At 57.1% G+C, this 24,306-nt stretch carries 27 protein-coding genes and 1 tRNA gene; 20 read left to right on the forward strand and 8 right to left on the reverse strand.

What is annotated here, in order from left to right:
* Positions 1 to 88: 88 nt before the first annotated feature.
* Positions 89 to 874, reverse strand: coding sequence for a transporter substrate-binding domain-containing protein (locus BWR59_RS11205; protein WP_081565704.1), 786 nt, complete (start codon positions 872 to 874; stop codon positions 89 to 91).
* A gap of 114 nt (positions 875 to 988) precedes the next feature.
* Between BWR59_RS11205 and BWR59_RS11210 the strand changes: the two genes are divergently transcribed.
* Positions 989 to 1,285, forward strand: coding sequence for a type II toxin-antitoxin system RelE/ParE family toxin (locus BWR59_RS11210; RefSeq protein WP_081566024.1), 297 nt, complete (start codon positions 989 to 991; stop codon positions 1,283 to 1,285).
* On the forward strand, positions 1,278 to 1,574 hold the full coding sequence (locus BWR59_RS11215; protein ID WP_081565705.1) for an addiction module antidote protein: 297 nt from the start codon (positions 1,278 to 1,280) through the stop codon (positions 1,572 to 1,574). Before BWR59_RS11210 ends, BWR59_RS11215 begins: the two co-directional genes overlap by 8 nt.
* A gap of 1 nt (position 1,575) precedes the next feature.
* On the opposite strand, the gene BWR59_RS11220 is transcribed toward BWR59_RS11215, so the two are convergent.
* From BWR59_RS11220 to BWR59_RS11230, 3 genes are all read right to left on the reverse strand, one after another.
* A complete protein-coding gene (locus BWR59_RS11220) occupies positions 1,576 to 2,187 on the reverse strand; it encodes a DedA family protein (RefSeq protein WP_081565706.1) in 612 nt (203 codons plus the stop codon).
* A 115-nt stretch (positions 2,188 to 2,302) separates the two neighbouring features.
* Positions 2,303 to 2,965 carry a hypothetical protein gene (locus tag BWR59_RS11225; RefSeq protein WP_081565707.1) on the reverse strand — a complete coding sequence of 221 codons (663 nt, stop codon included), beginning with the start codon at positions 2,963 to 2,965 and terminating at the stop codon, positions 2,303 to 2,305.
* Positions 2,966 to 3,124: 159 nt separating this feature from the next.
* Positions 3,125 to 4,051 carry a LysR family transcriptional regulator gene (locus tag BWR59_RS11230; RefSeq protein WP_081565708.1) on the reverse strand — a complete coding sequence of 309 codons (927 nt, stop codon included), beginning with the start codon at positions 4,049 to 4,051 and terminating at the stop codon, positions 3,125 to 3,127.
* 145 nt (positions 4,052 to 4,196) lie between these two features.
* Here BWR59_RS11230 and BWR59_RS11235 point away from each other — a divergent pair, with 145 nt between their 5' ends.
* The 3 genes from BWR59_RS11235 (at position 4,197) to BWR59_RS11245 (ending at position 5,985) form a co-directional block, all read left to right on the forward strand.
* Positions 4,197 to 4,940: an SDR family oxidoreductase gene (locus BWR59_RS11235; protein WP_081565709.1), complete on the forward strand. Its 744-nt coding sequence runs from the start codon at positions 4,197 to 4,199 to the stop codon at positions 4,938 to 4,940.
* Positions 4,941 to 5,216: 276 nt separating this feature from the next.
* Positions 5,217 to 5,591 carry a hypothetical protein gene (locus tag BWR59_RS11240; protein ID WP_143490814.1) on the forward strand — a complete coding sequence of 125 codons (375 nt, stop codon included), beginning with the start codon at positions 5,217 to 5,219 and terminating at the stop codon, positions 5,589 to 5,591.
* A 19-nt stretch (positions 5,592 to 5,610) separates the two neighbouring features.
* Entirely contained in the window at positions 5,611 to 5,985 is a 375-nt protein-coding gene (locus BWR59_RS11245; protein ID WP_081565711.1) for a hypothetical protein, read from the forward strand.
* Between the two features lie 113 nt (positions 5,986 to 6,098).
* Here BWR59_RS11245 and BWR59_RS11250 read toward each other — a convergent pair whose 3' ends face one another.
* Positions 6,099 to 6,425 carry a hypothetical protein gene (locus BWR59_RS11250; protein ID WP_081565712.1) on the reverse strand — a complete coding sequence of 109 codons (327 nt, stop codon included), beginning with the start codon at positions 6,423 to 6,425 and terminating at the stop codon, positions 6,099 to 6,101.
* Between the two features lie 365 nt (positions 6,426 to 6,790).
* Between BWR59_RS11250 and BWR59_RS11255 the strand changes: the two genes are divergently transcribed.
* The 3 genes from BWR59_RS11255 to BWR59_RS11270 all read left to right on the forward strand — a co-directional run bounded on the left by BWR59_RS11255 (position 6,791) and on the right by BWR59_RS11270 (position 8,847).
* Positions 6,791 to 7,636, forward strand: a complete 846-nt coding sequence (locus BWR59_RS11255) for an RNase A-like domain-containing protein (protein ID WP_081565713.1) — start codon at positions 6,791 to 6,793, stop codon at positions 7,634 to 7,636.
* Positions 7,637 to 7,683: 47 nt separating this feature from the next.
* The gene (locus BWR59_RS11260; protein WP_081565714.1) at positions 7,684 to 8,067 is read left to right on the forward strand and encodes a hypothetical protein; all 384 of its coding nucleotides are present in this window, start codon (positions 7,684 to 7,686) and stop codon (positions 8,065 to 8,067) included.
* Between the two features lie 396 nt (positions 8,068 to 8,463).
* Positions 8,464 to 8,847, forward strand: a complete 384-nt coding sequence (locus BWR59_RS11270; protein WP_081565716.1) for a hypothetical protein — start codon at positions 8,464 to 8,466, stop codon at positions 8,845 to 8,847.
* Between the two features lie 297 nt (positions 8,848 to 9,144).
* Here the strand turns inward: BWR59_RS11270 and BWR59_RS11275 are convergent.
* A tRNA-Leu gene (locus BWR59_RS11275) sits at positions 9,145 to 9,229 on the reverse strand.
* Positions 9,230 to 9,337: 108 nt separating this feature from the next.
* On the opposite strand from BWR59_RS11275, the gene queA reads away from it, so the two are divergent.
* From queA to BWR59_RS11315, 8 genes are all read left to right on the forward strand, one after another.
* Positions 9,338 to 10,417, forward strand: coding sequence for a tRNA preQ1(34) S-adenosylmethionine ribosyltransferase-isomerase QueA (queA, locus tag BWR59_RS11280; protein WP_081565717.1), 1,080 nt, complete (start codon positions 9,338 to 9,340; stop codon positions 10,415 to 10,417).
* Between the two features lie 14 nt (positions 10,418 to 10,431).
* A complete protein-coding gene (gene tgt, locus BWR59_RS11285; RefSeq protein WP_143490821.1) occupies positions 10,432 to 11,547 on the forward strand; it encodes a tRNA guanosine(34) transglycosylase Tgt in 1,116 nt (371 codons plus the stop codon).
* A gap of 55 nt (positions 11,548 to 11,602) precedes the next feature.
* Complete coding sequence (yajC, locus tag BWR59_RS11290; protein ID WP_081565719.1) at positions 11,603 to 11,941, forward strand: preprotein translocase subunit YajC; 339 nt, start codon at positions 11,603 to 11,605, stop codon at positions 11,939 to 11,941.
* A gap of 61 nt (positions 11,942 to 12,002) precedes the next feature.
* The gene (secD, locus tag BWR59_RS11295) at positions 12,003 to 13,871 is read left to right on the forward strand and encodes a protein translocase subunit SecD (protein WP_081565720.1); all 1,869 of its coding nucleotides are present in this window, start codon (positions 12,003 to 12,005) and stop codon (positions 13,869 to 13,871) included.
* A gap of 9 nt (positions 13,872 to 13,880) precedes the next feature.
* Positions 13,881 to 14,792, forward strand: a complete 912-nt coding sequence (gene secF / locus BWR59_RS11300; protein ID WP_081565721.1) for a protein translocase subunit SecF — start codon at positions 13,881 to 13,883, stop codon at positions 14,790 to 14,792.
* 119 nt (positions 14,793 to 14,911) lie between these two features.
* Complete coding sequence (locus tag BWR59_RS11305) at positions 14,912 to 15,454, forward strand: glycine zipper 2TM domain-containing protein (RefSeq protein ID WP_081565722.1); 543 nt, start codon at positions 14,912 to 14,914, stop codon at positions 15,452 to 15,454.
* Positions 15,455 to 15,673: 219 nt separating this feature from the next.
* Positions 15,674 to 16,915, forward strand: coding sequence for an OprD family porin (locus BWR59_RS11310; RefSeq protein ID WP_081565723.1), 1,242 nt, complete (start codon positions 15,674 to 15,676; stop codon positions 16,913 to 16,915).
* Between the two features lie 66 nt (positions 16,916 to 16,981).
* Positions 16,982 to 18,583: an argininosuccinate lyase gene (locus BWR59_RS11315; protein WP_081565724.1), complete on the forward strand. Its 1,602-nt coding sequence runs from the start codon at positions 16,982 to 16,984 to the stop codon at positions 18,581 to 18,583.
* A 71-nt stretch (positions 18,584 to 18,654) separates the two neighbouring features.
* Here BWR59_RS11315 and BWR59_RS11320 read toward each other — a convergent pair whose 3' ends face one another.
* Entirely contained in the window at positions 18,655 to 19,899 is a 1,245-nt protein-coding gene (locus BWR59_RS11320) for a cation:dicarboxylase symporter family transporter (RefSeq protein ID WP_081565725.1), read from the reverse strand.
* Between the two features lie 134 nt (positions 19,900 to 20,033).
* Between BWR59_RS11320 and BWR59_RS11325 the strand changes: the two genes are divergently transcribed.
* Positions 20,034 to 20,969 carry a LysR family transcriptional regulator gene (locus tag BWR59_RS11325; protein ID WP_081565726.1) on the forward strand — a complete coding sequence of 312 codons (936 nt, stop codon included), beginning with the start codon at positions 20,034 to 20,036 and terminating at the stop codon, positions 20,967 to 20,969.
* A gap of 41 nt (positions 20,970 to 21,010) precedes the next feature.
* On the opposite strand, the gene suhB is transcribed toward BWR59_RS11325, so the two are convergent.
* Positions 21,011 to 21,826: an inositol-phosphate phosphatase gene (gene suhB / locus BWR59_RS11330; RefSeq protein ID WP_081565727.1), complete on the reverse strand. Its 816-nt coding sequence runs from the start codon at positions 21,824 to 21,826 to the stop codon at positions 21,011 to 21,013.
* Positions 21,827 to 22,062: 236 nt separating this feature from the next.
* On the opposite strand from suhB, the gene trmJ reads away from it, so the two are divergent.
* The 3 genes from trmJ (at position 22,063) to iscR (ending at position 24,286) form a co-directional block, all read left to right on the forward strand.
* Entirely contained in the window at positions 22,063 to 22,836 is a 774-nt protein-coding gene (gene trmJ / locus BWR59_RS11335) for a tRNA (cytosine(32)/uridine(32)-2'-O)-methyltransferase TrmJ (protein WP_081565728.1), read from the forward strand.
* On the forward strand, positions 22,836 to 23,624 hold the full coding sequence (gene cysE / locus BWR59_RS11340; RefSeq protein WP_081565729.1) for a serine O-acetyltransferase: 789 nt from the start codon (positions 22,836 to 22,838) through the stop codon (positions 23,622 to 23,624). The genes trmJ and cysE overlap by 1 nt, the downstream gene beginning before the upstream one ends.
* A 170-nt stretch (positions 23,625 to 23,794) precedes the next feature.
* A complete protein-coding gene (gene iscR / locus BWR59_RS11345) occupies positions 23,795 to 24,286 on the forward strand; it encodes a Fe-S cluster assembly transcriptional regulator IscR (protein WP_081565730.1) in 492 nt (163 codons plus the stop codon).
* The last annotated feature ends 20 nt before the right edge of the window (positions 24,287 to 24,306 follow it).

Genomic DNA, 24,306 nt, shown 5'->3' on the forward strand with positions numbered 1-24,306 from the left:
GAAGGCGGCGAGGTCCTTTGCCGAGGGTCATGTCGAGCATGATGCTGAATAGCCAGATGCTTGCACAACCCTCACTTGCGCCAGAAGCCTACTGGGCAGGCATCGCCAGCCATTCGCCCACCACTTTCTGATACACCCCGGTGGCCTTGCTCAGGTGGAGCCATTGATCGACGTAGCTTTTCCACGCCATGTCATCGCGAGGCAGCAGGTAGGCCTTCTCGCCGTATTGCATGTAACGCGACGGGTTGACCGTGCACAGCCCCGGCATGCGCTTCTGCTGATACAGCGCCTCCGAGGCGTCGGTGATCATCACGTCGGCTTTGTTGTCCAGCAACTGCTGGAAAATGGTCTTGTTGTCATGGAACTCGAGGCTGGCCCTGGGCAGAAACGCATGTGCGAACGCCTCGTTGGTACCGCCCTGAGGCTCGATCAGGCGCACCCCGGCCTGGTTGATCTGCTCGACAGTCTGGTATTTCGACACGTCGGCGCAACGCACCAATGGCACCTTGCCGTCGATGTCCAGTGTGTCGCTGAAAAACGCTTTCTTCTGACGCTCCAGCGTCACCGAAATACCGCCCACCGCGATGTCACATTTGCCCGCGGTGAAATCGGTCATCAAGGTTTTCCACGTGGTTGGCACCCACTGGATCTTCGCGTTCAGGCTCTGGGCAAGTGACTGCGCCAACTCGATGTCGATGCCCTCGTACTGCCCATCCGGCTTGAGAAAGGTATATGGCTTGTAATCGCCCGTGGTGCAGACGGCCAGCTCGCCCCTCTGCAGCACTGCATCCAGGTGCGAAGTCGGCTCGGCGGCCTGTGCGTGAGCCCAGCCGGTGAGCCCGAGCAAGAGGCTTGCGGTGATGCGTTTGTTCATCGCGTCGATTCCATGTGGGAAGAAGTCCAGGTTGAGGGTGGTAACTATGTAACGTTCGATCCGTATCCGCCATCTGTAACATTGCGCTTTGTCTTCGTTCGGATACACTCGCTTATGTACACCGTGTTGCAAACCGAGGAGTTTGCGAATTGGCATTCCGGGTTACGCAATCTGCAGGCGAAGCTTGCGATTGTTCGTCGTATTGACCGTGCTGCCGCAGGTAATCTTGGGGATTTCAAGTCGATAGGCGGCGGTATTCCGGAAATGCGTCTGGACATAGGCGGCTATCGAATTTATTTCACTTTCCGTGACGAAGCACTGATCGTTTTGCTCGCTGGCGGGGATAAGTCGAGCCAGTCCGCAGATATTCGCCGAGCTCAAAAACTGGGAAAGAGGCTAGAGCATGAGTAAGAAACTTATACCTTTCGATGTGGCTTCGTTTCTGGACACCGATGAGGCCGTTGGTGAGTACCTCACCCAGGTACTGGCTGACGGCGATAGCGACGAATTTGTCAGGGCAATAGGTTACGTTGCCAAAGCGCGTGGTATGTCGGCTATCGCGCAAGCCTCGGGACTTGGAAGAGCAAGTCTGTACAAAGCGCTGTCTCCAGGCGCCAAACCACGCTTCGACACTGTGGTGAAGGTTATGCATGCGCTCGGTATGGAGCTTCGTGCGACATCGGTCGGGGGAGGGGCGTAGCTTAATGTCGAGTTGCTTTACTTTCATTTTGTGAGGACTGCGCGGCACGAGTCTTCGCCCGATAATGCCGAAACGACGCCACCCCCGCAGCAACCACCACAACCCCAATGAAAATCGGCAGTCGATAAGGTTTCAGGTTACCCAGCAGGTTCTCCAATGCCTCGCCGGCCCAGTAACCGGCCATGACAAACAGCGTGGCCCATACCGCCGCGCCCAACAGGTTGATCAGGGAAAAACGAATCGGTGACAGTCGACTCGCACCGATCACCAATGGGCCAATCAGACGCATGCCGTAGAGAAATCTCACAGAGAAAATCGACGCTGTCGGGTAGCGCTCGATCAGCCCGGAAACCCGGTCGATGGTTGCCTGTTGTCGATGCAGGCGCGGCAGCAGGCGCGGGCCGTAGTAGCGTCCAGTCCAGAACAGGATCTGGTCGCCCAGCATCCCGCCCATAGTGGCGATGACGATCACATGCACCAGCCGCAACGAGCTCTGATGCGCGGCCAGGCCACCCAGGATCAGGATGGTTTCGCCTTCGAGAAGGCAGCCGATGAACACCGCCCAGTAGCCGTAATTCACAAGTAGAGAGTTGACGTCGAGGTGTTCGAACATGAGAGCCAGCGGCCTCGATAAGGGTTAGCCGCAGGAACATCCGGCGGAAGGCATGCCGTTCGACCCGGCCCTCAACCGAACAGTTCTATCAATGTTGCCGCACCGCCTGTGCCACCTATTCGCTGTACTCGGCTTCCAGTGCGGCGAGATCTTTCTCAATCACTTTCATCAGCATTTCCCACTCGCCCTGAGTGCGTTTCAGCGCCTCGCCTTCGCGAGAGTAGAGAAAGTCGATGATGTTGGCGGTTTCCTTGGCCTTGGTGGTCGGGCGAAAGGCGTCCATGCTCAACACGCGCGCCAGCATGTCCAGCTCGGTGGCGTGGTTCACCCATTGCCAGTTGTCCTTGATCACCACCTTGTCGATGAGAATGCACTGCTTCTTGAAACTGCGCAGGCTTGCGCCGAAGGGGCTCGCAGCCAGTTGCGAGGTGATCCGCGTGCCATCGCTGTTGGCCTTGTCCACAGCATTGGGGCCGAAAAACCACTCGTTGAAGCTCAGCTCGATCTCGCGAAACGCCACATTGGCATCCCATATGATGCCCAGCGCCTTGTTGTGAATGATCTCGTTCTTCCATGCCCGGTACGCCTTGAACGCCAGCCCTACCAGGCCTATCGCCGCCAGGGCCTGAACCAGCGCAGAACAGGAGTTGATGACGTCATACGCCCGTGCCGACCCCGAAATGCCCGCACCCGTGTAGGACTCGTAGAACACCGCGCCGGTCATCGCTGCTAGGGCGAACATGGCGCAGTAAAAACCGAACGCATAGGGATCTTTCATTGTTGTTTTTATCCGATCAGCGAGGTTAAACGTTTGGTCCATTCGCTCTGGATCAGTCAATTTTCAGGCTAGTTGAGAACTGGGGTTTTGCAGGGGCGAGGGCACGAAAAAGGGCAGGTGGTCGAATCCGGGCTCAGAGCAAAACCGAACACGCCAACCCTATCCGTTATCCCTCGAGGGCTTGGGAAACATCGCATCGTCCGAAAGACAGGCGATCAGATGGTCATACACCAATCGGATTCTGGGCGGCACCGGCCCCGACTGTGTGCGGTACACAATCAAGTCCACCGTCGGCGGCGCGCAGTTGGCGAGCACCTCGACCAGCAAGCCATCACTCAGATGAGGCTCCGCCAGATAGTGCGGCATCTGCCCGAACGCCAGACCGGCCAGGACAAACTCCAGCTCCGTTTCCGGGTCATCGCAGCTGAACGCAGGGGAGGGCGGCAAGTAACTCTCACCGTCCGAAAAAAACCACGGCCACGGCCTGCCGTTGTTCCGGTCGATCAGCACCGACAGCGGCAACGGCTTGAGCGCCTCCATGCTCGACGGTGCGCCCACCGCTGCAATCAGCGCGGGGGCCGCCACGATCTTCAGCGGCACCTGAGCCACTGCCCGCGCGATGAATCGCCGATCACGCACCGCCCCGATACGGATCCCGATGTCGATCCGCGACAGCACCGCATCCGTCAGTTGGTCATCCAGATTCAACTCGATTCGCAGCCCCGGATGTTGTTGCATCAGCGGCTTTAAAAACTCCGCCATGTACAGCTTGCCGATGGCATGGGGTGCGGTGATCCCGACACGGCCAGCGATATCGGCGCTCTGCGGTTTTGAGTGCGACACGAATAGCCGGTCAAACTGATTCAGCGTCTCCCGCGCCTGCTGCGCGATCTCTGCCCCGAACGCCGTGAGCGTCGCCTGTCGTGTGCTGCGATGAAAGAGCGGCTCGGCAAAGGTGCGCTCCAACTCCTTGACCGCCCGCGTCACCTTCTGCGGCGATGTCCCCAGCCGATGCGCAGCCTCGCGAAAGCTCGGCGCTTCCACCGCGACCAGAAAGACACGGAGCATTTCCATGCGATTGAGCATTGATCGGGATCCTTGTCGCGCCGATGAGATGAACAGCGTGTTCCAGAAAGTGGAATTCTAAAAGCCAAACTCTTCCATTTTCTGAGCAGAAGATCCACTGCAAACTCCTGCTCAACCACTTCCCACCCTCTGCAGGAGATTCACCATGAGCAACGGCATCCAAGGCAAAGTCGTCGTCATCACCGGCGCGAGCAGCGGTCTGGGCGAAGCTACCGCCCGCCACTTGGCAAAACTCGGCGCCAAAGTCGTCCTCGGCGCTCGTCGCCAGGAGCGCATGGACGTCATCGTCAAGGAAATCAAAGCCACTGGCGGCGAAGCATCCGCCTACACCGTCGACGTCACCCGCAGAGAAGACCTGACCGCCCTGATCGAAAACGCCGTCAACGACTTCGGAAAAGTCGACGTCATGATCAACAACGCCGGCTTCATGGCAATCTCGCCCATCGCCGAACTGCGCGTCGACGAGTGGGACCGCATGATCGACATCAACGTCAAAGGCGTGCTGTACGGCATCGCCGCCGCACTGCCAAAATTCGAAGCCCAAGGCTTCGGCCACTTCATCAACATCTCGTCCGTGGCCGGCATCAAGGTCTTCAGCCCGGGCGGCTCCGTCTACAGCGGCACCAAATACGCCGTCCGCGCCATCTCCGACGGCCTGCGCCACGAAGTCGGCGGAAAAATCCGCACCACCACCATCGAACCGGGTGCAGTGGACTCCGAACTGAAATTCGGCAGTGGCCACCAGCCAAGTGCCGATGTCGTGAATGAGTTCTACAAACAGGCCATCCCGGCTGAGTCGGTTGCTCGTGCGATTGCCTACGCGATCGAGCAACCAGGCGATGTGGATATCAACGAGATCGTACTGCGGCCTACTTCGCAGGATTTCTAAATGTAGTGAGCGATGAGAGATGCTGCGGCAGGATGACTTCTGCCGCAGCCAACCCAATGCTTGCGATACCTATGACAGAAGCTTTTGCGTCGCCCCGCCGTAGAAGCGAGTTCATTCGCCAGAGGCAAATACACCCCACCTATCCCGCCTTCGTACCCAAACCTGTAGCCCAATTGCGCCTCTACCTGTAGGGCATTTCTGAATTTCCATTCCCGCCTTGTTCATCAAAAAAGCCCGCGCTAGTTTCCGTCCTTTGAGGTGGTCATGCGTAGCTATATGGAACTGATCTATTTTATGCGGGAATTAGGTGATGGTATCCAAGATCATTTGCCGGAGGAACAGCGGACAGCACCACTTTCTTTAGATCAGATAGTCGCTCAGTGGGTTGATAACAAATCCTGCTTAGCCATCCGTTCGCTTGAGAAGGATATCTCGTCGTACATAAAAAAATCCAGCGTGGGGGACCTTTCGGTTGACCAGATCTTTTTTGATTTTGATCTGTTATTCATACCTGAAAGATTCGGCTGTGAGGAACCCGAATTGCTTGGCGAGGTATTGCTGATACTCAAGGCCAGGGCTGTAAATACAAATAGATCCGTGCTCAAAGACTTCAGTGCGTGGCTCAGATCAGAGATTGGTTATCACAATTGACACAGTTATAGGGGCAGTAATGCGTAGCTATCGTCAGCTTTATAGCTTTATGTGTGACCTTGGGGATGGGATACAGGATCATCTTCCTGAGGAAGTGCGAACCGAGCAGCTCTCAGTGGAAGGAGTCGTGATTTTGTGGGTGGACAAAAAATCATACTTGGCAATTAGATCGCTTAAGAAAGATATGATGGCGTATTTGAAAAAGTGCGATGAGATGGATTACTCACTGGATGCAATCTTTCCCTATGATGACAACCTGCTCTTCGTACTTGAGCGATTTGGCTACGAAGAATCGGTTCTGTTCTCTCAGGTATTACCGATGATTCAGCAGAGAGAGGCGGAGACGCACAGGTCTTTGCTCGCTGATCTAGTAAAGTGGTTCAGGTCACTCTAGGTGGTCTGCGAACGGAAAGCGACTCTACAGTGACCCGTAGGATATTTCTGCATTTTCTCCTCCGTGCCACTGGCCAAAATAGTCCGCGCCAGTCTTTCTGTTCTGACACCCATTCAGATCTCGTTTGGCGAAAGTGTATCCATGACTTTGTACCCTTTGCCAGTGAACCGATTGAATTTAACCTTCCCCTCGGTCAACAGATAGGCATATGCCGCTATAAATAACGGGTGGCTTAAGTCCGTCAGCGCGATTTCTCGAGATTCCCCATCAAGATTGATTCCCATAAAGTCCGCTTCTTCCGGTTCGTCGGTGTGGCTTCGGGCCAAGAGGAACAGGGCTCCGTCAGTGAACCAGTAGTCATCCCACTCATAGTAGTACTCATGCATCCCGAATTTATCAGGCTCGCTGCAGTCTAGGTGCCGGACACGTTCCACTTCCATTGGGATCTTCCTGATTTTTGGCGGGCGCATTTTCAGGCGATTTTTTCTTCTAGCCAATACCTGAATTGTCACACCTCGTGTCCGGGGTCGCATGGCAAGTCGTGATGTCTACAGTGAGTGAAGCTCACACACCCGACCGCCCATACTCAATCTGTAGCCAATAGTCCCTATGCCTGTAGGGCATTTCTGATTTTCGCCGTCCGCCTTGTTGCTCAAAAAAGCCCGCGCTAGTTTCTACTCCCCATAGAGCAAAAATCTCAGCTGATTAATTGCTTGGCGCAGCACTGCATTCACACGGCAGTACCTGTCTTTTTGACGTCCTCGACTTTGGGAATCTCAATCCATTAATCATAAGGAAATGACCTTTGCCCGACCAGGACGAGTTTCGCGTCACGCTCAGCCTTGCCCAAATGGCAGCCATTCTGGAGCGCGAGTCCCTCTCACCCTATGAAATTTCCACCAATCGAGTCCTTGGCAGCCTGCGTTTGGTAGGAGGCATCATCGAACTCGCCGGCGCTGGGGTGTTATGCGCCATCCCGGAACCTACGATGATTTCCAAAGTAGGCTGTGTCGCATTGGGCGTACACGCCGCCGACCAGTTGGCGGCCGGCGCACACCAATTGGTAACCGGCAAAGAAACTGACTCATATGCGTTCAGAGCTGGCATGAGCGCTGCTGAAGTGATGGGTGCATCGCGCACCACCGGACAAGTCGTCGCGCTTGCGGCTGAGTTTGCGGTGCCGCTATCTACGGCTTCGCTCTATAACGCGTTCAGGATTTCTTCGGTGCGGGCGGGGAGGATGACGGTCGAAGTAAGTGAAAGATTTCCTAATGCCCCTAGGAATGGCATTGGCGGGCATACTAAACAGTTTCACATCGCAATGGTCTTGGCGGGGCTACAGAGACGCTTGAAGAAAAGAAGTAATGCAGAAGTCATGTCTACATTTCGGACCGTAGAGATGGCTGAATGGGCAGTTAGTCAAGTTTTACGGGCTAATAGACTGAAAATCCAGTTTTATTCAAAGGCGCGGTTCCTACTGAAAAAAGAGAGACTTGTTTTGAATATGGAGCTTAATACCCCCGTGGGGTGGGGGATCAAACGGGTAGCTCCGGATGTGCCTTTAGAGATGACTAAGGTTAGAGTCATTATTGAGCTTAAAGAATTCAATAATATGCCGATGTACATATTTACGGCTTTTCCAGTGCCTTAATCTGGCTTGACGGATTGGTTTCTAGTTTTTAAGAGTATGAGGGAGCTATGGCATACGGTCATATTATGGGGTTTATGTACGACGTCGGGGAGGCAGTTGGCGAATTCATGCCGGAGGGCGAGGTGATTGTTCCCGATACCTTGGAAGAAATTGTTCATACGTATGTGAATGATTATTATTGGCTTGATGTTTTCTTGTTGCGCAGGCAGATAATAAATTATTTGGCTAAGTATGCGGTGGATGGCAAGGTAGATCATCGCGACCCACCGTTCAATCAAGAGTTGTGTTTCGTCGAGTATTATTTCCAATGTGAATTATTCCCGTTTTTGCATCAGGTATTGACGCTTTTAGATGCGGAAATCCCTAAGAAGAGAGCTCGTTTTGTGGACGTAATTATTGGCAACGCTTTTTCATTTTTTATTCGTAAATAGACATTGGTTGTCACGCCAGGGGCACAGATATGAGAAGTATAGGGAGGGTTTCGACTTTCAGCGATATTGAGACTGCGGAGTGGGCGTTAAAGGAGGTAGTGCACGTTCATAACCTGAGAATAAAGTTGCACTCACTCGTCGCCGCATACCTAAGGAAACACGTGGTTTCATTCAAGCTGACTCTGGATAGGGTCGTAGGCTGGGGCGTGATGAAGGAAGAGCCGGATGTGCAAGTAGAAATGCGGCGTGTAGAGGTGGTTATTGAATTCAGGGAGTTCAATTCTATGCCGTATTACGTATTGACTGCTTTTCCCATCCCCTGAAGCAAGTGCGTTTCTGGATGGGGTTTAAGGTCCTGCGACGGGCCGGTCGATGTTTACTGATTAAGGCGGGCGTGTGGCATATTGGCATATCATGGGGTTTATGTATGAGGCAGGCAGAGCAGTCGACGCATTCTCGGGGGAAGATTCGGACGAGGTGCAAGTCACGTTGCCGGAGATAGTGCACGACTATGTGCAGGAGTACTATTGGCTGGATATATTTTTGTTGAGGCAGCAAATAAAGCGCTATCTAAGAAAATTTTCAGTAGGGCAGTTCGTGGATTACTATGATCCGCCGTTCAATCAGGAATTGATGTTTGTAGAGTATTACTTTAATTGCGGATTGTTCGAATTTCTGACTGAGGTAAGCGAGGTTCTGGATACGGAAATCGGTCGAAAACGTAATTGCGCTCTAGATACCTTCGTCGGCTCAGTATTTGGCCTTTTTACACGCACGTAGCCATGAGCGCCTGACCATTGGAGTTGGCGTGAGTCGCGTTGTTGGTGACCCATGACGCTGATCCGCATCTTGGGCTATTTGCGCCCTGAAGCCGTGGCATGCAGCGACTGTCCGCGGAAAACGCTGGAGCCAGTGATTTCCAGCCTGGCCTGAAGCCTTCCAGCACTGGCGCCGGCATGGCGCATCAGATGCCCTGGTGCTGCTGAATCACCAAATCCCGCCCACAAAAAAACCGGCTCAAATCTGGCCGGTTTTTTTGTGCTTCAAGCTACGTAACCACTTGAAGGTGCTGCTGTTTGGTGCCCCGAGGGAGACTCGAACTCCCACTCCTTTCGAAAACGGATTTTGAATCCGCCGCGTCTACCAATTCCGCCATCAGGGCTCAATGGCGGCGAAGTATAGAGACGAGCCTACCGTTGGTCAATCATGTTTCATGGTCAATTTTCATGTTTTCGGCTAAACTTCCCGGCCCTGCTAGACGAACCCCATCATGCGTGTTGCTGACTTTACCTTCGAACTCCCTGATGCCCTGATCGCTCGCCACCCTTTGGCGGAGCGTCGCGGCAGCCGTTTGCTGACCCTAGACGGGCCGAGCGGTGCGCTGGCTCATCGCCAATTCACTGATTTGCTGGAGCATTTGCGTCCCGGCGATTTGATGGTTTTCAACAATACCCGGGTGATTCCTGCGCGTTTGTTCGGGCAGAAAGCCTCGGGCGGCAAGCTGGAAATTCTGGTGGAGCGCGTACTTGATCAGCACCGCGTGCTGGCTCATGTGCGTTCCAGCAAGTCGCCGAAAGCGGGTTCGTCGATCCTCATCGATGGCGGTGGCGAGGCCGAGATGGTCGCGCGCCATGATGCGTTGTTCGAGCTGTGTTTTGCCGAGCCGGTGCTGCCGCTGCTCGAGCGCGTCGGGCATATGCCGTTGCCTCCTTATATAGATCGCCCGGATGAAGACGCCGACCGCGAGCGTTATCAGACTGTGTACGCGCAGCGTGCAGGTGCGGTGGCGGCGCCAACGGCGGGGCTGCATTTCGATCAGACGATGATGGACGCGATTGCGGAGAAGGGCGTCGAAACCGCCTTCGTCACGCTGCACGTCGGTGCGGGAACGTTCCAGCCGGTGCGCGTCGAGCGCATCGAGGATCACCACATGCACAACGAGTGGCTGGAAGTCACTCAGGAAGTGGTCGATGCCGTGGCGGCGTGCCGTGCGCGCGGCGGTCGAGTGGTCGCGGTGGGGACTACCAGTGTGCGTTCTCTGGAGAGTGCCGCGCGTGATGGCGTGCTCAAGGCGTTCAGCGGCGACACCGACATCTTTATCTACCCGGGGCGGCCGTTTCACGTGGTCGATGCCCTGGTCACCAACTTTCATTTGCCTGAATCCACGCTGTTGATGCTGGTTTCGGCCTTCGCCGGTTACCCGGAAACCATGGCGGCCTACGCGGCTGCAGTGGAGCACGGGTACCGCTTCTTCAGTTACGGGGATGCGATGTTCATCACGCGCAATCCCGCGCCGACTGCCCCTGAGGCTTCAAGCCCGGCGGACTCGGCCCCAGAGGATCTAGCATGAGTCGCACCTGTCGTATGTCGTTCGAGCTGTTGGCCACCGATGGCAAGGCTCGTCGTGGTCGTCTGACCTTCCCCCGTGGCGTGGTCGAAACCCCGGCGTTCATGCCGGTCGGTACCTACGGCACAGTCAAGGGCATGCTGCCTCGTGATATCGAAGCCACGGGTGCGCAGATCATCCTCGGCAACACCTTCCACCTCTGGCTGCGTCCTGGCACCGAAGTGATCAAGGGCCACGGCGACCTGCACGATTTCATGCAGTGGAAAGGCCCGATTCTGACCGACTCCGGTGGCTTCCAGGTGTTCAGCCTCGGTGCCATGCGCAAGATCAAGGAAGAGGGCGTCACCTTCGCGTCTCCGGTCGACGGCGCCAAGGTGTTCATGGGGCCTGAAGAGTCGATGCAGGTTCAGCGCGATCTCGGCTCTGACATCGTGATGATCTTCGACGAATGCACCCCGTACCCGGCCGACGAAGATGTCGCGCGTACTTCGATGGAGCTGTCTCTGCGCTGGGCCAAGCGTTCGAAGATCGCTCATGGCGAGAGCACTGCGGCGCTGTTCGGGATCGTTCAGGGCGGCATGCATGAAAACCTGCGGATGCGCTCGCTGGAAGGCTTGAGCGAGCTGGACTTCGACGGCCTGGCCATCGGCGGTCTGTCGGTGGGCGAACCCAAGCATGAAATGATCAAGGTTCTGGACTACTTGCCAGGCCGTATGCCGGCTGACAAACCTCGTTACCTTATGGGTGTAGGCAAGCCCGAAGACCTGGTTGAAGGTGTGCGGCGCGGAGTCGACATGTTCGACTGCGTCATGCCTACGCGCAATGCTCGCAACGGTCATCTGTTCATCGACACCGGTGTTCTGAAGATTCGAAACGCGTTCCATCGTTACGATGAGTCGCCGCTGGATCCGACCTGCGATTGCTATACCTGCCAGAACTTCTCCCGCGCTTATCTGCATCACCTGGACAAGTGCGGCGAAATGCTGGGGAGCATGCTCAATACGATCCACAATTTGCGGCATTACCAGCTGCTTATGGCTGGTTTGCGCGAGGCTATTCAACAGGGTACATTGGCCGCCTTTGTCGATACGTTCTATGCCAAACGCGGGCTTGCGACGCCGCCGCTGGATTGACTGACAGCCGGTCTAACCGCTTCTTATTATTAAAATTATGCAACTGGAGTGTTAAATGAGCTTTTTCATCTCTAACGCCATGGCTGATGCTGCGGCACCTGCCGCTGCGGGCCCAATGGGTGGCGGTTTCGAGTGGATCTTCCTGGTCGGCTTCCTGGTCATCTTCTACCTGATGATCTGGCGTCCACAGGCCAAGCGCGCCAAAGAGCAAAAGAACCTGCTGGGCAACTTGCAGAAAGGTGATGAAGTCGTCACCACTGGCGGTATCGCTGGCAAGATCAACAAAGTGACCGACGATTTCGTCGTGCTCGAAGTTTCCGACACTGTAGAACTGAAGTTCCAGAAGGGCGCAATCGCTGCCACCCTGCCTAAGGGCACTTTGAAAGCCCTCTGATTCAGTCCTTTACCAATCGACGGGGCGCGCAAGGCGCCCCGCGTTCTAAGCAGGCGGCGTGATGTTGAACAAATACCCTCTGTGGAAATACATCCTGATCCTGGCAGTGCTGGTGGTCGGCTTTATTTATTCCGCACCCAATCTCTACCCTGATGACCCGGCTATTCAGGTCAGCGGCGCAAGCACCGCGCTGCAGGTCAACCAGGCTGATCTGGATCGCGTAAGCAAGGCGCTTACCGATGCTGGCATCGCGGTCAAGGGCGCGTCTCTGGCCGAGAATGGCAAGGGCGGTTTGTTGCGTCTGACCAAACAGGAAGACCAGCTGCCAGCCAAGGATGTCGCGCGCAAGGCGCTGGGTGACGACTACGTCGTTGCACTGAACCTGGCACAGACCACTCCGAAATGGTTGCGCAGCATCGGCGCAAGCCCGATGAAGCTGGGTCTTGACCTTTCCGGTGGCGTGCACTTCCTCCTTGAAGTCGACATGGACAAGGCCCTCAGCGCACGTCTGAACGTCTACGAAGGTGAAGTGAAAAGTCTGCTGCGCAAGGAAAAACTGCGTTATCGCAGCCTGCCGCAAGATGGCAATGTCATTCAGCTGGGTTTCAGCGACACCGATTCGCGCGAACAGGCCCGTGCCCTGATCCGCAAGGATTACACCGATTTCGATATCATCATGAGCGATCGTGGCGAGATGCCGATCCTGCGTCTGGCCATGACTCAGGCCAAGGTCGCCGAGATCCGCGAATACTCGATCAAGCAGAACTTGACCACCGTCCGTAACCGGGTCAACGAACTGGGCGTGGCCGAGCCACTGGTTCAGCGTCAGGGTGCCAACCGCATCGTGGTCGAGCTGCCAGGCGTGCAGGACACCGCCGAAGCCAAGCGTATTCTCGGCAAGACCGCCAACCTTGAGTTCCGTCTGGGCGCAGGTCCCGATGACTCCAAGGCCACCACCGAAATGTTCGAGTTCCGCGAAGGCGATCGTCCGGCTGCCGCCGTCGAGCGTGGTCTGATCATCACCGGCGACCAGGTCACCGACGCCAAGGCGGGCTTCGACGAACACGGCCGTCCGCAAGTGAACATCAAACTCGATGGTCACGGTGGCGATCTGATGAGCCGCGCGACCCGCGCCAACGTCGGTCGAAGCATGGCCGTGATCTTCATCGAACAGAAACCGACGACCACCTACACCAAACAGGTTGTGGGTGGCGTCGAGAAAGACGTTCCGGTGCAGACCTTCAAGGAAGAGAAGAAGATCATCAGCCTGGCGACCATTCAGTCGCCGCTGGGGGCTCAATTCCGCATCACTGGCCTGAACGGTCAGGGCGAGTCGTCGGAGCTTGCGCTGCTGCTGCGCGCTGGTGGTCTGGCCGCGCCGATGTACTTCGCTGAAGAACGTACCATTGGCCCGAGCCTGGGTGCCGACAACATCACCAAGGGTGTCCACGCATCCCTGTGGGGCATGCTGTTCGTCTCGCTGTTCATTCTCGCCATCTACCGCTTCTTCGGTCTAATCGCGACGGTCGCACTGGCTTTCAACATGGTCATGCTGCTGGCACTGATGTCGCTGCTGGGTGCAACGCTGACCCTGCCGGGTATCGCCGGTATCGTGCTGACCATGGGTATGGCGGTGGACGCCAACGTGCTGATCTTCTCGCGTATTCGTGAAGAGATCGCCAATGGCATGACCGTGCAACGTGCGATCAACGAAGGTTTCGACCGCGCCTACACCGCGATCCTCGACGCCAACCTGACGACGCTGCTGGTCGGCGGCATTCTCTTCGCCATGGGCACAGGCCCGGTGAAGGGCTTTGCGGTGACCATGTCGCTGGGGATCTTTACCTCGATGTTCACAGCCATCATGGTGACCCGCGCAATGGTCAACCTGATCTTCGGTGGTCGTGACTTCAAGAAGTTGTGGATTTAAGGGGCTGCCATGAAACGTACCATCAACTTCATGGGCGTTCGCAACGTTGCGTTCGCCATCACCATGCTCCTCACCGCGCTGGCGTTATTTAGCTGGTTCAGCAAAGGGCTCAATTTCGGTCTGGACTTCACCGGCGGTACGCTGATCGAGCTGACTTACGAGCGCCCTGCCGATCTGGGCAAGGTTCGTGAGGAGCTGGTCGCTTCGGGTTATCACGAGGCTATCGTGCAGAGCTTCGGTGCTACCACCGACCTGCTCGTGCGTATGCCGGGTGAAGATCCACAGCTGGGTGCTCAGGTTGCCGAAGCGCTGCGCAAGACTGGCGCTGACAACCCTGTGACCGTCAAGCGCGTCGAATTCGTCGGCCCGCAGGTCGGTGAAGAGCTGCGCGACCAAGGCGGTATCGGCATGTTGCTCGCCCTGGGCGGCGTGCTGGTCTACCTGGCTTTCCGCTTCCAGTGGAAATTCGCGGTCGGCGCGATCGTTTCGCTGATTCACGACGTGGTCGTGACCATGGGTATCCTGTCGTTCTTCCAGGTGACCTTCGACCTGACGGTACTGGCAGCGGTGCTGGCGATCATCGGTTACTCACTCAACGACACCATCGTGGTATTCGACCGGGTTCGTGAGAACTTCCGTCTGCTGCGCAAGGCATCGCTGATCGAGAACATCAATATTTCTACCACGCAGACGCTGCTGCGCACCATGGCGACGTCGATCTCCACGTTGCTGGCCATCGTCGCGCTGTGGATCTTCGGTGGCGACAGCCTGCACGGTTTCTCCGTCGCGCTGTTCATCGGGGTGCTGGCCGGTACTTACTCCTCGATCTACATCGCCAACGTGGTACTGATCTGGCTGAATTTGCGTACCGAAGACCTGCTGCCGCCTGTGACTACCGACAAGGTTGATGATCGTCCATAACGATTGCTCCTGACCGGTCATCCAGTCAAAAAGGCGCGAGTGTGAACTCGCGCCTTTTTTTGTGCTCCAAGGCTGGGAGTAGCGCGAGCAATTGCGCTGAATATGGTCAGGAGGTTCACGTGAACAAATCGTTGCTAGTTGGTGCTGTATTGGGTGCTGTCGGTGTAACCGCCGGTGGTGCTTTGGCCACCTATAGCCTCGTTAAATCAAGCGGCCCCGAGTACGCGGAGGTACTTGCCGTAGAGCCTGTGAAAGAACAGATCAAAACCCCTCGTGAAGTGTGCAAAGATGTCGCGGTCACCCATCGCGCACCGGTCAAAGACCAGCACCAGATCGTGGGTAGTGTCATCGGTGCCGTAGCGGGTGGCCTGCTCGGTAACCAGGTAGGCGGTGGTAACGGCAAAAAGATTGCGACCGTTGCGGGCGCTGTCGGTGGTGGTTATGCCGGTAACAAGGTGCAGGAAGGCATGCAGAATCGCGACACCTACACCACGACCGAAAGCCGTTGCAACACGGTTAACGATATCAGCGACAAGGTTGTTGGCTACAATGTCAAATACAAGTTGAACGACAAGGTCGGTCAGGTGCGTATGGATCGCGATCCAGGCAGCCAGATCCCGGTTAACAAGGATGGTCAGCTGGAGTTGAGCCAGGCTCAGTAAGCTCACTGTTTCGACGCATCATCAAAACACCCCTCTGGCAGGGGTGTTTTTTTTGCCTTTGATTTCATCATATCTATAACGTCTGGAGTTGGTAGTAACTATATATTTTTAATCGCTAATACCGCCGCGTAAGCTTTTTCCCATGGCCCTGTGACTGACGCGTTGCCGGGTTCATACGACAAAACCAATAAAAATCAGCTACGCCACGCGGGAATAAAAATGCATAAAAGCTCCGTTTCTCTCGGCCTCACGTCTGCTGCCCTCGGACTGAGCCTGACCTTCCCTGGCTTCGCCGAAGCCGATTTTTTCGAAGACAGCAAGGCTGATCTCGAATTTCGTAACTTCTATTTCAACAGCGACTACCGTCAAGACGGCGCCAGCCAGTCCAAGCGCGATGAATGGGCTCAGGGCCTGATCCTCAACTACGAGTCGGGGTTTACCGAAGGCGCGGTCGGGTTCGGGGTCGATGCCATCGGCCTGTTCGGGTTGAAGCTGGATTCGAGCCCGGACCGTCGCAATACCGGCTTGCTGCCGGTTGGGGATGAGAAGGCTCCGGATGATTACGGCCGTGCCGGCGTGACTGCCAAGGCCCGGATCTCCAAGAGTGTGCTGCGAATCGGTACGTTGCTGCCGAAATTGCCTACCGTGTTGCCCAACGATGGCCGTCTGTTGCCGCAGACCTTTCGTGGTGCGCAGGTGACGTCCAGAGACATCACCGACATGACGCTCAACGTCGGGCGGCTGACCAGCAACACCGAACGCAACGACAGCGGGCACGAAGATATCGAGGCCGAAGGCAAAGGCATCAAGGGCGGCCGCCCGAGCGATAAGTTCGACTTTGCCAGTGCCAGCTACAACTGGACCAAGGGGCTGACTACGTCTTACAACTACGGCGGTCTGGAGAACAACTACAAGCAGCACATCGTGACCCTGGTTCACAACTTTCCGCTGGGCGAATCTCAATCCTTGAAGAGTGATCTGCGGTACGCGCGCTCGCTCAAGGACGGCAACACCAACGTCGACAATACGGCTGTTGGTGCGAAGTTCACCTACACCGTTGCTGGTCACGGCTTTGGCGTCGCCTATCAGCGCATGAACGGCGAGACTGGCTTTCCGCACCTGGCTGGCACCGACTCTTTCCTCGTCAACTACGTGATGATTTCTCCGGACTTCGCCAATCCGGAAGAGCGCTCATGGCAGGCCCGTTATGACTACGACTTTGCCGCTGTTGGCCTGCCCGGCCTGACGTTCATGACCCGCTACCTACAGGGCGATAATTTCGCACGCGGCAACAAGGAGGGAACCGAATGGGAGCGCAACACCGACATCGGTTACGTGTTCCAGAGCGGGGCATTGAAGAACCTCGAACTGAAGTGGCGCAACGGCACTTACCGCAGCAACGGCGGCAATAACATCGACCAGAACCGCGTCATCGTCAGCTACACGCTGCCGCTGTTCTGATTCCTGACGTCTTCTGCATCATCCCTACAACGCTCACCCTCGGCACTCGCCGCAACGGAGCCTGAAATGCCAACAAGAAAGACCCTCATCCATCTGGCCGTCGCCTTTGCCCTGTTCAACAGCCACGGCGCCTATGCAGCGAATACCGCTGAGCTGCCCTGCGCCACCACTGAACAGTGCGCTGCCCAAGCCGCAAAAATCGGCGCCACGGTCGACAAATCCAAGGCCAAAGGCAACAAGGGCGAAAGCCAGTTTTCCTGGCTTAACCGTATCAACAAGGCCTCTATCGTGATGCTCACGGAGGAGGGCATCGTCAAACCCGAGATGGGCCAGAAAATCGCCACAGGTGTGCGTTATGCCATCGATCAGGCGGACCAGCCCAACGGCAAGCGCCCGAGCGACGTGCTCCAGCTCGAGCAAATCATGACCGACAAAATCGGGCCGGAAGCCTCGCTGATTCACTCGGGGCGCAGCCGTCAGGACATGCTCGCGACCTACCGCCTGGCCAAGCTGCGCTCTGACGTGCTGGCCTACAGCGAAGCGATGAACGCTACGCGCAAGCGCCTGCTGGAGCTGGCGGACAAGAACGTCGACACGCTGATTCCGGCGTACACCAACGGCGTGCAGGCGATGCCGATCACATATGCGCATTATTTGCTGGCATTCGAAGCGGCGTTCGATCGTGACGGCCAGCGGATTCGCGAGCTGTATCAACGCCTGAATCAAAGCCCGATGGGTACTGCGGTGCTGGCGAACTCGGCCTATCCGTTGAATCGCGAACGCATGGCTGAACTGCTGGGCTTCGACGGTGTGCGCGAGAATTCGCTGGATTCCAGTCAGGTATCGACCTATGACATCCCTATCGAGGCGGCGAACATCGCGTCTTCGTCGGCGATTCGGGTCGGCGCAATGATTGGCGACATCCATACGCAGTACCACCAGATTCGCCCGTGGTTACTGCTGGATGAGGAAAAGACCTACACCAGTAGCGCCATGCCACAGAAGCGCAACCCAGGTCTGCTGATGCGCGCCCGCGAAACCGCTTCTGATGTGGTGGGCCTGGCGCAGACCGTGACCCTGCGCGCGCACAACGTCACCACCGGCATGACCGATTACAAGTTCGCCTTCGATTCTTTGGGTGTCTTCGATTCCACCAAAGATATGTTCGGCGCCATGGATGCCGTGCTGGATGCCCTGCAGGTCAATCCTCAGCGCGCTCGTGAAGAGCTTGAGAATGAGTGGACCACGTCGATGGAGTTGGCCGACACCCTGGAGCGTACGCAAAAGGTGCCGTTCCGCATCGGTCACAGCTTTGCTTCGTTGATTGTCGAGCAGGCGCGTAGCGAAGGCTTCACGCCGAAGACTTTCCCGTATGCCGATGCGCAGAAGCTGTATGCCAAGGCAGCCGACAAGTATCAGTGGAAGCAGAACACCCTGCCGCTGGACGAAGCGACATTTCGCGCGGCGCTGTCGCCGGAGAACATGGTCAACACCCGCAAAGGCACCGGCGGCCCTCAGCCGCAGGAAGTCAAACGCATGCTGGCGGAGGCGCACAAGACGCTGGACGCGGATCAGGCGTGGTTGCGTGAGCGTCGGGAAAAGTTGACTCAGGCTGAAGGCGGTCTGGACCGGGCGTTCGAGAAACTACTGTCCTCCAAGGCTCCGTAACCCTCGCGCTGTAGTGGTCCGATTGCCGACGGCAGCGATCTCAAGGTCGACACTGCCGGCAAACCGGGCTGCTACAGCGGCTCGCTTCGCTTAACTTCAATCATGGCCTTCATCGCCGGCCGGTCCAGCGCATTCTGCCAGCGCGCAATCGCCAGGCACGCCACACAATTGCCCAAGACGTTGGTCAATACCCGGCACTTCATCAGGCGCTCCACCCCCAGCAACAGACCCACACCTTCCAGCGGCACGAGGTGGAACAGGTTCAGGGTTGCAATCAAAGTGAAGAAGGCTGAGCCTGCCATGCTGGTTGAGCCGAGCGATGTCACAAGCGCTATCAGCAGCAGCGTCGACAGTTCGCTTCCGGTCAGCGTGATCCCCGACATCTGCGCCAGGAACAGCACCGCCGTTATCAGGTAGATATTCGATCCACTGAGGTTGAAGCTGTAGCCGGAGGTAAGCACTAATCGCGTGAGTTGCCGGTCACAGCCCAGCGTCTGCATTTTCTCGATCAAGCCTGGCAGTGCGGCCACGGATGAGCCCGTGAAGGTGACCAGCAGCAGTTCGTCCTTCAGATGAACGATCAGCCGCCAGAGCGGGGCACCCGATGCTCGGGCTACTGGCACCAAAATCAGGAGAACAAACGCCGCAGACGCCAGATACATGACGGCCACGAACTTGAGCAAGGGTACGGCCGACGCCGGGCCGAATCGCCCGATGGTGAACGCAATGGCACCGAACGCCGCAAGCGGTGCAAAGCGCAGTACCACTTTCAGAATCTTGAATAGCACGCCCACGGCGTTTTCAAGCAAAGCGCGAAGGGCCACCGCGTGTCGATGGTCTTTCGCGCGAGCGATAACAGCGCCTGCGACTAAACCGGCGAGCATAATCTGCAGTATCGGGTTTTGCGTGAGTGCGCGGGTGAGCACCACGCTGACTGTCGACCATGAAAACTCACCTGTGGTTTGTGCGCTTAACAAATTAACGGGAACGTGCGAGGCGTCCGGTCCGACGCCGGTACCGGGATGCACGACCTCGGCGATCAAACAACCCAACGCTAACGACACCAGCGCCATGGTCTGAAAATAGATCAGCACCTTGCGTCCAAGGCCGCGCTGCCTGACCTGCAGGCCGGCGACGCCGGAGGCGACCAGAAGAAACATCATGAACGGCATCAGCCAGCCGATGACGCGGATGAAACCATCGCTCAGCGGTTTCATTTCGATTGCGAGCTGTGGATCGAAGACGCCCAGCAGCGCGCCACAGACGATGGCCAAGAGAAGTTGCAGGGTGGCGGTTCGCAGAAGCCTTGCTGGCATCGATGTTCCGGTTTTTCAGCGTATTTATTGTTATGAGCGTGCCTTGTCAGCGTCGGGCGGATTGGGCACGCTTGCCGGTCAATGTCGCATCGATCGGGCGACAATCATAAAACCTTGCTGCGGGATAGACCACCATGGAGCTTCGTCATCTGCGCTATTTCGTCATGGTGGCCGAAGAGCGACATTTCACCCGTGCTGCCGCCCGCTTGAACATGCAGCAACCACCGCTGAGCCAGCAGATTCGTGCGTTGGAGGAGGAGCTGGGATTCGACCTGTTCAAGCGTCATCCCAAAGGCGTGGATCTGACAGCGGGCGGGCTGGTCTTCCTGCAAGAAGCGCAGGACATTCTGGCGCGAGTGAAAGAGGGTTCGCTCAAGGCGTCTCGCGCTGCTCACGGCATCGAAGGTCAGTTGAGTATCGGCTTCACCAGTTCGGCAGCAGCTCACCCGCTGATCCCGCGCATTATCCGCGCTTACCGCGAGCGTTATCCGGGCGTTGCCGTCTCGTTGAAGGAAGGCAGTGCACAGAAGCTTACTGATCTGACTGTCGATGGCGGCGTTGATGTCGGGATTTTGCGTGCACCCGTCAGTCGGCATCAAAGTATTGAATTTCATCGTCTGCTCAACGAGGAGATGCTGCTGACGTTGCCAGTCGGTCATCACTTGCTGGCGGGGCATGATAGTTCTGCTGAGGCTCCGTCGATTTCACTCGGTGATCTGCAGGCCGAACAGTTCATTCTTGTCCGTCGGCCAGGCGCTCCCGGCATGTATGCGAATCTGATCAAGGCGTGTCAGAACGCAGGCTTCGATCCTAAGATCGCTTTCGAAGTGGAGCGCATGCTGACCAACGTCAGCCTCGTCGCTGCCGGTGCGGGGATTTCCATCGTGCCGGCATCCATGAAGGATGTGCACAAGGAGAGTGTCGTGTATTGCCGGATTGCCAACGCCAGGCCGCGCTTGCATGCGCCGATCACGCTGGTGTGCCGCAGCTTCAATCAGCTGCCCCCGCTGCAGAATTTCATAAGCCTGTCGCGGGAGCTGAGCGGCCGCAGGGCATCGCAACAGGCATAAAAAAACCGGCACGCCGCCGGTTTTTTTGCAGCTGCCGAGCGTTAACGCTTCAGCGAAGCCGGGACGAACGGTGCGATCGAGGTCAGTACGGCCTTGAAGCACTTGGTGTTGCCGGCAACGATGTGGCCCTTCTCGAGGAAATCATGGCCACCGTTGAAGTCGCTGACCAGACCGCCTGCTTCTTGAATCAGCAGGGCGCCAGCGGCCATGTCCCATTCCGACAGACCCGACTCCCAGAACGCATCGAAGCGACCGGCTGCGACGTAAGCCAGATCCAGGCTCGCTGCGCCAGCGCGGCGGATGCCAGCAGTCTGGCCAACCAGCGAGCGGAACATGTTCATGTAGTTTTCAAGGTTGTCCAACTGGTTCTCGCGGAACGGGAAACCGGTGCCGAGCAGGGCGCCTTCAAGGCTCTTGCGAGGGCTGACGCGCAGACGGCGGCCGTTCAGTTGAGCGCCACGACCGCGGCTGGCGGTGAATTCTTCCTGGCGAACCGGGTCCAGAACCACGGCGTGTTCCAGGCGACCACGGTATTTGCAGGCGATGCTGACCGCGAAGTGCGGAACGCCGCGAACGAAGTTGGTGGTGCCGTCCAGCGGATCGATGATCCACAGGTAATCGGCGCCTTCGCCGGTGCCTTCACGCAGGCCGGTTTCTTCGCCGAGGATGCCGTGAGTCGGGTAGGCCTTGAGCAAGGCATCAATGATGGTTTTTTCTGCGGCGCGATCGATCTCGGTTACATAGTCTTTCGCGTCTTTTTCGTCGACCTTGATGGTATCCAGGCGCTCGATGGAGCGGAAAATCAATTCGCTGGCGCTGCGGGCGGCGCGCAGCGCGATATTCAGCATGGGCTGCATGGATGTATCACCTAGGTCGTTAAAGAGAGCCGGGCATTCTATGGGTTCTCGCCGACGATTTCCAGCGCGAAGGAAGCCTTTGCCATGCGTCCGGTCGCCTCATGACAAACGGATTGGCGCTGGTTAGGGGGCCCTTATCGGTGTATGTAGGTCCTTCGGCTCAAGGGTTCATAGCGTTGGGCCGGGCGCTTCTGTAAGATTCGTCCCCCTTTTCACCTGCTAGCGAGATCACGCCATTGCTGCAAAATATTCGTGTTGTCCTGGTCGGCACCAGTCACCCGGGAAATATCGGTGGCGCTGCTCGTGCCATGAAAAACATGGGGCTTTCGCGTCTGGTGCTGGTCGATCCGGCAAGCTTTCCGCATCACGAGGCTGACGCGCGAGCCTCCGGCGCCGGCGACATCCTCGAAAGCGCGCAGGTGGTTGCCACGCTTGAAGATGCCTTGGTTGGCTGCAACCTGGTGCTGGGCACCAGCGCGCGGGATCGTCGTATTCCGTGGCCGCTGCTGGACCCTCGCGAAGCAGGTACCAAGACAGTCGAGCACGCTGCGCTCGGGGAAGAGATTGCGCTGGTGTTCGGTCGAGAATATGCGGGACTCACCAACGAGGAGCTGCAGCGCTGCCATTACCACGTACACATCCCGTCAGATCCGGAGTTCAGCTCGCTGAATCTTGCTGCGGCGGTTCAGGTGCTCAGCTACGAGACGCGGATGGCCTGGCTGGCAGCGGGTGGGCAGGCGACCAAGGTCGAGAAGTTCGAGGTCAATTCGGTGCGCAGTACCGAGCTCGCGACAATGGATGAGATGGAGAAATTCTATGAGCATCTGGAAGCGACTCTGGTCAACATCGGCTTCCTCGATCCGGAAAAGCCTCGTCATTTGATGGCGAGGTTGCGCCGGCTCTACGGACGCTCCGCGGTAAACCGATCTGAAATGAGCATTTTGCGTGGCATTCTCACCGAGACCCAGAAAGCGGCCAACGGCGAGCCCTACAAGCGGAAGGATCAGTGATGTTCGAGCGTCTGCGAGAAGATATTCAAAGCGTGTTTCATCGCGACCCGGCGGCCCGCAACGCATTCGAAGTGCTGACCTGCTATCCCGGCATGCACGCGATCTGGCTGCATCGGCTGTCTGGCTGGTTGTGGCGCAAAGACCTGAAATGGCCGGCGCGCATGGTCTCCAATTTCGGCCGCTGGTTGACGGGTATCGAGATCCACCCCGGCGCCAAAGTCGGCAGACGCTTCTTCATCGATCACGGCATGGGCATCGTCATTGGCGAAACCGCTGAGATCGGCGACGACGTGACGCTCTATCAGGGCGTGACTCTGGGTGGCACCAGCTGGAATAAAGGCAAGCGCCATCCGACCCTGGAATCCGGCGTCGTGGTGGGGGCGGGCGCCAAGGTGCTTGGGCCGTTTACCGTCGGCGCCGGCGCCAAGGTCGGCTCCAATGCCGTGGTGACCAAGCCGGTTCCGGCTGGGGCGACCGTGGTGGGCATTCCGGGTCGTATCATCGTGAAAGCCGATGAAAGCGAGGCCGAAGCCAAGCGCAAGGCGATGGCCGAGAAGATCGGTTTCGATGCCTACGGGGTCAGCGAAGACATGCCGGACCCGGTGGCCAAGGCGATTGGTCAACTGCTCGATCATCTGCAGGCGGTCGATGTGCGTATGGAAGACATGGGCAAGGCCTTGAAAAGCCTGGGTTGCGAGTACCGGGAGAAAGAACTTCCGGAGCTGCATCAGGAAGTATTCGATTGCATCAAGGAACGCAACGAGACCAAGGTCGGTCAAGGTAATTGACGCAAATGGCTCTGAAGGGGGCGGTGAAGCGTGCCATTTGACTGGTGATTTTGCTATCATGCGGCCCGCTCTTTGCGGGTAATCCCGACTGTTTCACTAGGTCTTATAGTTGACTTAAATACTCGGGAATAGCATACTCGCCCTCATTCCGAACCTCCGCGGTACACGTCATGCGACTGACTACAAAGGGCCGATACGCCGTAACTGCCATGCTTGATCTGGCTTTACACGCGCAGCATGGGCCAGTGTCTCTAGCCGATATCTCCGAGCGGCAAGGGATTTCCCTTTCCTACCTCGAGCAACTGTTCGCCAAGCTGCGCCGCAGCAATCTGGTGTCCAGCGTGCGTGGGCCGGGCGGCGGCTATCAGCTGTCCCGCAACATGCAGGGTATCCAGGTGGCGCAGGTCATCGATGCGGTCAACGAATCCGTCGACGCGACGCGCTGTCAGGGGCTCGGTGATTGCCATGCTGGTGATACCTGTCTGACCCACCATCTGTGGTGCGACCTCAGCCAGCAGATTCATGAATTTCTAAGCGGTATCAGCCTGGCCGACCTCGTCACTCGCCGTGAAGTGCAGGAGGTCGCCCAACGTCAGGATCTGCGTCGTTGCAACAACAAGACGCAGCAACTGGACAAGATTGAAACATCCGCCGTTGAGTGAACGCAGATGAACGCGCGGCG

Source organism: Pseudomonas sp. Bc-h (assembly GCF_002080045.1).
GTDB lineage: Bacteria > Pseudomonadota > Gammaproteobacteria > Pseudomonadales > Pseudomonadaceae > Aquipseudomonas.

Coding starts and splice junctions, on each gene's coding strand:
- BWR59_RS11205 (WP_081565704.1), bottom strand. CDS start 874: ATGAACAAACGCATCACCGCAAGCCTCTTGCTCGGGCTCACCGGCTGG.
- BWR59_RS11210 (WP_081566024.1), top strand. CDS start 989: ATGTACACCGTGTTGCAAACCGAGGAGTTTGCGAATTGGCATTCCGGG.
- BWR59_RS11215 (WP_081565705.1), top strand. CDS start 1,278: ATGAGTAAGAAACTTATACCTTTCGATGTGGCTTCGTTTCTGGACACC.
- BWR59_RS11220 (WP_081565706.1), bottom strand. CDS start 2,187: ATGTTCGAACACCTCGACGTCAACTCTCTACTTGTGAATTACGGCTAC.
- BWR59_RS11225 (WP_081565707.1), bottom strand. CDS start 2,965: ATGAAAGATCCCTATGCGTTCGGTTTTTACTGCGCCATGTTCGCCCTA.
- BWR59_RS11230 (WP_081565708.1), bottom strand. CDS start 4,051: ATGCTCAATCGCATGGAAATGCTCCGTGTCTTTCTGGTCGCGGTGGAA.
- BWR59_RS11235 (WP_081565709.1), top strand. CDS start 4,197: ATGAGCAACGGCATCCAAGGCAAAGTCGTCGTCATCACCGGCGCGAGC.
- BWR59_RS11240 (WP_143490814.1), top strand. CDS start 5,217: ATGGAACTGATCTATTTTATGCGGGAATTAGGTGATGGTATCCAAGAT.
- BWR59_RS11245 (WP_081565711.1), top strand. CDS start 5,611: ATGCGTAGCTATCGTCAGCTTTATAGCTTTATGTGTGACCTTGGGGAT.
- BWR59_RS11250 (WP_081565712.1), bottom strand. CDS start 6,425: ATGGAAGTGGAACGTGTCCGGCACCTAGACTGCAGCGAGCCTGATAAA.
- BWR59_RS11260 (WP_081565714.1), top strand. CDS start 7,684: ATGGCATACGGTCATATTATGGGGTTTATGTACGACGTCGGGGAGGCA.
- queA (WP_081565717.1), top strand. CDS start 9,338: ATGCGTGTTGCTGACTTTACCTTCGAACTCCCTGATGCCCTGATCGCT.
- tgt (WP_143490821.1), top strand. CDS start 10,432: ATGTCGTTCGAGCTGTTGGCCACCGATGGCAAGGCTCGTCGTGGTCGT.
- yajC (WP_081565719.1), top strand. CDS start 11,603: ATGAGCTTTTTCATCTCTAACGCCATGGCTGATGCTGCGGCACCTGCC.
- secD (WP_081565720.1), top strand. CDS start 12,003: ATGTTGAACAAATACCCTCTGTGGAAATACATCCTGATCCTGGCAGTG.
- secF (WP_081565721.1), top strand. CDS start 13,881: ATGAAACGTACCATCAACTTCATGGGCGTTCGCAACGTTGCGTTCGCC.
- BWR59_RS11310 (WP_081565723.1), top strand. CDS start 15,674: ATGCATAAAAGCTCCGTTTCTCTCGGCCTCACGTCTGCTGCCCTCGGA.
- BWR59_RS11315 (WP_081565724.1), top strand. CDS start 16,982: ATGCCAACAAGAAAGACCCTCATCCATCTGGCCGTCGCCTTTGCCCTG.
- BWR59_RS11320 (WP_081565725.1), bottom strand. CDS start 19,899: ATGCCAGCAAGGCTTCTGCGAACCGCCACCCTGCAACTTCTCTTGGCC.
- BWR59_RS11325 (WP_081565726.1), top strand. CDS start 20,034: ATGGAGCTTCGTCATCTGCGCTATTTCGTCATGGTGGCCGAAGAGCGA.
- suhB (WP_081565727.1), bottom strand. CDS start 21,826: ATGCAGCCCATGCTGAATATCGCGCTGCGCGCCGCCCGCAGCGCCAGC.
- cysE (WP_081565729.1), top strand. CDS start 22,836: ATGTTCGAGCGTCTGCGAGAAGATATTCAAAGCGTGTTTCATCGCGAC.
- iscR (WP_081565730.1), top strand. CDS start 23,795: ATGCGACTGACTACAAAGGGCCGATACGCCGTAACTGCCATGCTTGAT.